The sequence below is a fragment of the Pseudomonas turukhanskensis genome (assembly GCF_027922365.1).
Lineage (GTDB): Bacteria > Pseudomonadota > Gammaproteobacteria > Pseudomonadales > Pseudomonadaceae > Aquipseudomonas > Aquipseudomonas turukhanskensis.
In genome coordinates, this window is the sequence record NZ_BSFN01000026.1 from 35,275 (window position 1) to 42,640 (window position 7,366).

The window sequence follows — 7,366 nt, forward strand, 5'->3', positions numbered from 1 at the left end:
GTTGCAAAACGGGCAGCAATCGACACATTGGCATTGGACGAAAACCGGGTGCTTGCGGCTAAGATGGGCGACCTCAAGGTGGTCCATCTGGCTGTACGCAAGCCGAGAGGGTAGATTGATGCCGCCCCGGTTGGCAGTCCTCTCGTTCTGCACAGCAGAAATCTCAAAAAGTCAGATCAGGTCAATTGTTGATTTATGGAAGATAAAACGCCTGTAACCGTTAACAAGTCTGCGGACAGCACCAACGAATTGTCGCCCGCTCAGCCCGTCAGCCCCGCCGACACTGCCCCTGCCACCGAATTGGAATTAGACCCGCAAGCCCTGGCGGCCGCCCCTGCGCCAGCTCCGGCTGCGGCCATCGTTGAGGCCCTGACGCCCCCGCCCGCGCCCGCCCCGGCCGCTGCACCGGCCAACAGCCAGCGCCAACGCGCCACGCAACTGGCCCAGGCCCTGCGCCAGGAATTGCAGAAAGCCCTGATCGGCCAGACCGCCGTGATCGACGACGTACTCACGGCCCTGCTCGCCGGCGGCCACGTGCTGCTCGAAGGCGTGCCGGGGCTGGGTAAAACCCTGCTGGTGCGTGCTTTGGCGCGCTGCTTCGGCGGCGAGTTTGCGCGCATTCAGTTCACCCCCGACCTGATGCCCAGCGACGTCACCGGCCACGCCGTGTACGACCTGCAGTCCGAGCAATTCAAACTGCGCAAGGGCCCGGTGTTCACCAACCTGCTGCTGGCAGACGAAATCAACCGCGCCCCGGCCAAAACCCAGGCCGCGCTGCTGGAGGTGATGCAAGAGCGCCAGGTCACCCTGGAAGGTCGCGCCTTGCCGGTGGCCCAGCCGTTTATGGTGCTGGCCACACAAAACCCGATCGAGCAGGAAGGCACCTACCCGCTGCCCGAAGCCGAGCTCGACCGCTTTATGCTGAAACTGCGCATGGACTACCCGCAGATCGACGAAGAGCTGAGCATGGTTCGTCAGGTCAGCCGCTCCTCGCGCGCCGACATGCTCGACGTGGTGCCCTTGCGCCCGCTGCTGCAAGCCAAGGACGTGCTGGCGCTGCAGAAAATCGCCAGTGAACTGGCCCTCGACGAACAGGTGCTGGACTACGCCGTACGCCTGGCGCGCACCACCCGCAGCTGGCCGGGGCTGGCCATCGGCGCCGGACCGCGTGCCTCCATCGCCCTGGTACGTGGCGGGCGTGCCCGTGCACTGCTGCGTGGCGGCGACTTCGTGACCCCCGACGACATCAAAGGCTGCGCCCTGGCCGTGCTGCGCCACCGCGTGCGCCTGTCGCCGGAGCTGGATATCGAAGGGCTGTCGGTGGACCAGGTGCTGCAACAGATGCTCGATCAGGTGGCAGCACCGCGTCTATGAAGCTTGCCCAATGAAACCGACGCGTCTGCTGTTACTGCTGGTTGGCGGCCTGCTAAGCCTGGCCGTAGTGCTGGGCATTGTGCATGCGCTGGCCGTGCACGTGCCCGCCACCCTGCACACCCTGTGGTGGGCGGGGTTGTTTGCCTTGGCGGTAGTAAGCGCACTGGATGTGCTGTGGCTGCGGCAATTGCCTTCGCCGCAGATCAGCCGCAGCCTGCCCGGCAACCTGTCGCTGGGGCGTTGGGGCGAAGTGCAGTTGCTCGCCCAGCATGGCTTCAAACACCGCCAGCAACTGGACGTGTTCGACCATGTGCCAGTCGGTATGGACGTCGACTTTCTGCCCCAGCGCATCGAACTGCGCCCTGGCGAGCAGACCCAGTTCAGCTACCGCGTTCGGCCCCTGGTACGCGGCCACTTCAGCTTCGACCGCTGCGAACTGGGAATGCCCAGCCCGCTGCGTTTATGGCAAGGCCGGCGCTACCTTGAACTGCCCGGCGCCACCCGCGTCTACCCCGACTTTGCCCGCCTGTACGACGCCAGCCTCAAAGGTGTGGACGACTGGCTCGGCCAGCTCGGGGTGCGGCAACAACAACGCCGCGGCCTGGGCCAGGAATTTCAGCAACTGCGCGAATTCCGCGATGGCGACACGCTGCGGCAAATCGACTGGAAAGCCACCGCGCGCAAACGCACCCCCATTGCCCGCGAATACCAGGACGAACGCGACCAGCAGATCATCTTCCTGCTCGACTGCGGCCGCCGCATGCGCAGCCAGGACGGCGACCTCTCGCACTTCGACCACGCCCTAAACGCCTGCCTGCTGCTCAGCTACGTCGCCCTGCGCCAAGGCGACGCCGTGGGCCTGGCCACCTTCGCCAGCGACCAGCCGCGTTTTCTCGCACCGGTCAAAGGCCAGGCGCACCTGAACGTGCTGCTCAACACCGTGTACGACCTGAAAAGCACCCAACGCCCTGCCGACTACGCCGCCGCCATCGACAGCCTGCTCGCCCGCCAACGCCGTCGGGCGCTGGTGGTAATCGTCAGCAACCTGCGCGACGAAGACGACGAAGAACTGCTGGCCGCCGCCAAACGCCTGGGCCGCCACCACCGCGTACTGATCACCAGCCTGCGCGAAGAAGTGCTCGACCGGGTACGCCACGAACCCGTGCACACCTACGAAGAAGCGCTGGCCTACTGCGGAACAGTGGACTACCTCAACGCCCGCGCCGGGCTGCATGAACGATTGGTCGCGCATGGGGTGCCGGTGCTGGATGCGCGGCCGAGTCAACTCGGGCCAGAGCTGGTCGAGCGGTATCTCGCGTGGAAAAAAGCAGGCGTGTTCTAGTGGTGACAACCGATCGACGAGTCGTCGGCCTGGCGGCGTTGCGTCCTCGCGTTTAATGCTCACGTACAAAAGTACGCTGCGCTTAAACGCTGCGGGGCGCCTTGCCAGACCTTAGCCTCGGCGATCTCGATTTACGTGATGCCAGTAAAGAGCCAAAGCTCTACAGCACAGAGCTTTCGATCTTGATCCGGCATGTGATTTTGCTTTGGATTTTGATCTGCCCGCCCCTTGAGCGCCAGGTCGAGTGGAGTCGTTGCGTAAGGGGTCGTAGCGGCCGGGAGCCGCGAAGAGGGATGGGGCCATGGATGGCCCTCAGCCCGGCCCCTGGAGCGACGACGAAGCGAGGGAAGTCGGAGCGCAGCGCAGACCCAAGGTGGGGGCTAGACCTTTTGGTTTCTTTTGGGGCAATGCCAAAAGAAACTCGCGCGTAAGGCGCGAAACAAAACGCTCACCAGACTCGGTAATGAAGAAGAAAAACGATCGCCGTACTAAACCGGAGTAGCTAACGTCTGAAACGTAAAGTACTGACGCAAAGCATCAACCATCTCCACATACTCCGCCGGCGGCGCCACCAGAGAAAACCCCGAATCCCAGCCCCCCGGCGTCACATCCTCCCGGCACCACTGGCAGGTGGCGGAGAAATTGATCACCCGCAGCCCACCGGGCCCAGGAATCTTCAAACACATCTCAAACCGCGCGCCCACCAACATCGGCAACTCGCTGATCAGCATCAAGCCATCCAGCGACACATTGCCAATATGGCCCATCGGCTTGTCGGTTATACGGTTGAAGACATTCAGGTAATACGGCAACTGATGTCGATCGATTCGGCGTTCACTTCGCATGATGGCAAATCGCTACGGGCGGCCTTTGAGTATGGTCTCAGGATCGCGGTTGAGCCAGCCTTAGTCGCAGTCTTGAGCGATTTGCTGGCTGATTTGGCGACGAGCGGCGTCAAGCTCCTGGTCCGAGTAATACACCCGCTCGCCCTTGGCATCGAGCGAATAGTAAGAAGGCCCGGCAGCAATCTGCCCCAACTGATGGCGCAAACGCCTGCAGAGTTGTTGCTGCTGCGCATACGCCTTGCTCTCGCGCTGTTGGGCTACGGCCTCTTCGTCGCGACGGGCTTTATAGAAATTGTCGGTGCGTTGCTGACGCTGGCGGGTGGCCTCGTCACTTTCGATCACTTGGGGTTTGACCGTCACCGGCGTGGCGCCTGCTACCGAACGCTGGTCGAAATGAACCTGTCCCTGGGCATCGGTCCATTTGTAGATTTCTGCCATCGCCATCCCCGGCAACAACAGCGTGCATAACAGCACAGCGCGCATGGCTTTCCTCCTTGAATCAAGCCCGATACCCGGCACACCGCCAGGCCGGGCTATCTTCGCCAAATGCTCAGGACTTGCCAAGAACACAATGCCATCACCTAACCACTTACAGCGGCGCAGCCGACACCTTCGCCGGTTCGTTTACCTTGTGGCCAAGCTGCTGCAAGGTGTCCAGGCGCGCGCGGGCGCGGTAGGCATACTCGCTCGACGGGTAGCGGCCAATGATGAATTGGTAGGTCTGGGCTGCATCGATGTACAGGTTCTCGCGCTCCAGGCACTGGCCGCGCAACAACGAGATTTCCGGCTGCACATAGCTGCGTGAGCGACTTCTACGCTCGGCCTGCGACAGCTCCAGCATGGCCTTGTCGCAATTGCCGGCGTTGTACTGCTCGTAAGCGTTGTCCAGGTGGTAGTCCAGCGAGGCGCTGTTGCACCCCGCGACACTCAGCGCGCCAACCAAAATAAGCAAAATTCGCATAGGCATATCCTCCAATACGGAGTGTATCGACAGCCGCTGAAAAAACTGCAGAGCCAATGTGCAGCATATCCTCCGATTGGAACTGCGCCAGCGCCCTTGGTCCTGCGCCGTGGCGTGACTAGACTCCGGCAACAACTATAAGAACAAGGAACGTCCATGCCCGCCCGCCTGCTACTGCCACTGTTGTGCTGTTTTTCCCTCGCTGCCTGCGCGCCGACCACGCCGCTGTTTCTGGCCCAAGTGGGCACCCAGGGCGTGGCCGAATCCAAGGAGATGAAAAGCAACCGCATGCTGGCTGCCATCGAGGATGAAGGCGACCTGCTGACTTACAGCGCAATGGCCATTCGCGACGGCACCAGCGCGACGGCCGAAACCACCTATATGAAGGGTTACCAGGACCAGCAGTTAAGTGACGAGGTGCGGGCCATTTCCCTGTACCAGATCGGCCTCGTATACATGAGCCGCTTCAATGATCAGCGCGACGACACCAAGGCGCTCAACACCTTTTACAAAGTGCACAACGAATTTGCCCAGACCCGCGCGGCTGCCCGCAGCCAGCAGCGCATCGAGCTGATCAACCAGCGCGCCAACGAGCCCTTGCAGCAAACCGCTCGCGAGCTGTTGGCCAACTGGAAACCAAGCCAGACCCTGGACCTCGATAAAGCCAGCCTCGACCCGGACCTGACCTTGCTGTCGCGCCGCGCCGTGCTCAAAGACCGCGTGCCGGACGCCGAAGAGTTGTACGGCGTGGCGCTCAAAGATCCGGCCGTGGAGGCTTCCATCAAGGAAGAAGCGCTGTACCAGGTGGCGCTGATGTACCTGGCCGCCGACAACCCGCACCCCAGCCGCGACAAGGCCATCGAGTACCTGCGCCAGTTGCTGGCGCAATACCCCAACAGTGAACTGCGCGAGAAGACGGCGCGACATCTGGATACCGCGCTGAACACCATCACCCCTTGAGCGCAGCACCATAAACCCGAGGTGAAGGTAGTGCAGCGGAACAATGACTACAGCGCACGGGCATAGTAGCCTCGGCTTCTGCTCGCCCTTTGGAGTCTTTTCGCATGACCTTTCGCCGCACCAAAATCGTCGCCACCCTCGGCCCTGCCAGCAACTCGCCTGAGGTTCTGGAACAACTGATTCTCGCCGGCGTCGATGTATGCCGCCTGAACTTCTCCCACGGCACCCCCGACGAACACAAAGCGCGCGCCAACCTGGTTCGTGAAATCGCCGCCAAGCACGGTCGCTTCGTGGCCCTGCTGGGCGACCTGCAAGGTCCGAAAATCCGCATTGCCAAGTTCACCGACAAGCGCATCGAGCTCAAAGAAGGCGACAGCTTCCGCTTCTCGGTCACCCATCCGCGTGATGCCGGCAACCAGGACGTGGTCGGCATCGACTACCCGGACCTGATCAAAGACTGCAAAACCGGTGACGAGCTGCTGCTCGACGACGGCCGCGTGGTAATGCTGGTGGAAGCCACCACCGCCGACGAACTGCACTGCCGCGTTCTGGTCGGCGGCCCGCTGTCGGACCACAAAGGCATCAACCGCCGCGGTGGCGGCCTGACCGCGCCGGCGCTGACCGCCAAAGACAAAGCCGATATCAAGCTGGCTGCCGAAATGGAGCTGGACTACCTGGCCGTGTCCTTCCCGCGTGACGCGGCCGACATGGAACTGGCCCGTCGCCTGCGCGATGAAGCCGGTGGTACGGCCTGGCTGGTGGCCAAGATCGAGCGCGCCGAAGCCGTGGCCGATGACGAAACCCTCGACGGCCTGATCCGCGCCAGTGATGCGGTGATGGTGGCCCGAGGCGACCTCGGCGTGGAAATCGGCGATGCCGAGCTGGTGGGCATTCAGAAAAAAATCATTCTGCACGCACGTCGCCTGAACAAAGCGGTGATCACCGCCACGCAGATGATGGAGTCGATGATCAGCAGTCCGATGCCGACCCGTGCCGAAGTTTCAGACGTGGCAAACGCCGCGCTGGACTTCACCGACGCGGTGATGCTCTCGGCCGAAAGCGCCGCCGGCCTGTACCCGGTCGAAGCCGTGAAGGCCATGGCACGCGTGTGCGTGGGTGCGGAAAAACACCCCACCAACAAACGCTCTAGCCACCGCCTGGGCCACACCTTTACCCGTTGCGATGAAAGCGTGGCCCTGGCGGCCATGTACACCGCCAACCACTTTCCGGGTGTGAAAGCGATTATTGCGTTGACCGAAAGCGGCTACAGCCCGCTGATCATGTCGCGCATCCGTTCCCAAGTGCCGATCTTTGCCTTCACCCCGCACCGCGAAACCCAGGCTCGCGTGGCCATGTTCCGTGGCGTGTACACCGTACCGTTCGACCCGGCGGCGCTGCCGGCGAACAAGGTCAGCGAGGCGGCGATTGAAGAGCTGGTGAAACGCGGCGTGGTACAGCCGGGGGATTGGGTGATTCTGACCAAGGGCGATAGCTACCACACCACCGGCGGCACCAACTCCATGAAGATCCTGCATGTAGGCGAACCCCAGGTCTGACGCTTGCTCTTGTAGGGTGTGCTATGCGCACCAAGCGATCTTGCCGAGATCGCAACGGTGCGCGGAGTGTTCAGCCGGGGGACATGGTAAACACCTGTCGGGAGACATGGGTAACAGGTTGATGATCATGTTGCCCGTTGTCTCAGGTCTATCTGACGCAGTGCTTTGTTGATGAAAACAACATCGTAGACGCCATCTTCGGCAGTGGCGCGGATGGCGACTTTTTCCCCATGTAAACCGCCGCTCACGAACACGTTCAGTCCTTTGAAATACACCTGCCCTGTCTGGCGTACTTTCACCACGTGATCGCCCGGTTCGTATTCGATTG

The 7,366-nt window shown here is 62.0% G+C and carries 7 protein-coding genes and 1 pseudogene; 4 read left to right on the top strand and 4 right to left on the bottom strand.

Annotated elements, in window-relative coordinates; translation table 11 throughout:
- Positions 1–195: 195 nt before the first annotated feature.
- Positions 196–1,374 carry an AAA family ATPase gene (locus PKE98_RS24560; RefSeq protein ID WP_271198070.1) on the top strand — a complete coding sequence of 393 codons (1,179 nt, stop codon included), beginning with the start codon at positions 196–198 and terminating at the stop codon, positions 1,372–1,374.
- Between the two features lie 10 nt (positions 1,375–1,384).
- A complete protein-coding gene (locus PKE98_RS24565) occupies positions 1,385–2,716 on the top strand; it encodes a DUF58 domain-containing protein (protein ID WP_271198072.1) in 1,332 nt (443 codons plus the stop codon).
- Between the two features lie 488 nt (positions 2,717–3,204).
- On the opposite strand, the gene PKE98_RS24570 is transcribed toward PKE98_RS24565, so the two are convergent.
- The 3 genes from PKE98_RS24570 to PKE98_RS24580 all read right to left on the bottom strand — a co-directional run bounded on the left by PKE98_RS24570 (position 3,205) and on the right by PKE98_RS24580 (position 4,522).
- Positions 3,205–3,561, bottom strand: coding sequence for a PilZ domain-containing protein (locus PKE98_RS24570; RefSeq protein ID WP_271198073.1), 357 nt, complete (start codon positions 3,559–3,561; stop codon positions 3,205–3,207).
- 60 nt (positions 3,562–3,621) lie between these two features.
- Positions 3,622–4,044 (bottom strand): DUF4124 domain-containing protein, encoded by a 423-nt coding sequence (locus tag PKE98_RS24575; protein WP_271198074.1) that lies wholly within the window; start codon positions 4,042–4,044, stop codon positions 3,622–3,624.
- A gap of 106 nt (positions 4,045–4,150) precedes the next feature.
- The gene (locus tag PKE98_RS24580; protein WP_271198075.1) at positions 4,151–4,522 is read right to left on the bottom strand and encodes a tetratricopeptide repeat protein; all 372 of its coding nucleotides are present in this window, start codon (positions 4,520–4,522) and stop codon (positions 4,151–4,153) included.
- Between the two features lie 156 nt (positions 4,523–4,678).
- Between PKE98_RS24580 and PKE98_RS24585 the strand changes: the two genes are divergently transcribed.
- Positions 4,679–5,482, top strand: coding sequence for a tetratricopeptide repeat protein (locus PKE98_RS24585; RefSeq protein ID WP_271198076.1), 804 nt, complete (start codon positions 4,679–4,681; stop codon positions 5,480–5,482).
- Positions 5,483–5,586: 104 nt separating this feature from the next.
- Entirely contained in the window at positions 5,587–7,038 is a 1,452-nt protein-coding gene (pyk, locus tag PKE98_RS24590) for a pyruvate kinase (RefSeq protein WP_271198077.1), read from the top strand.
- A 125-nt stretch (positions 7,039–7,163) separates the two neighbouring features.
- On the opposite strand, the pseudogene PKE98_RS24595 reads toward pyk, so the two are convergent.
- A pseudogene (locus PKE98_RS24595) lies at positions 7,164–7,366 on the bottom strand (IS481 family transposase); the annotation flags it as partial.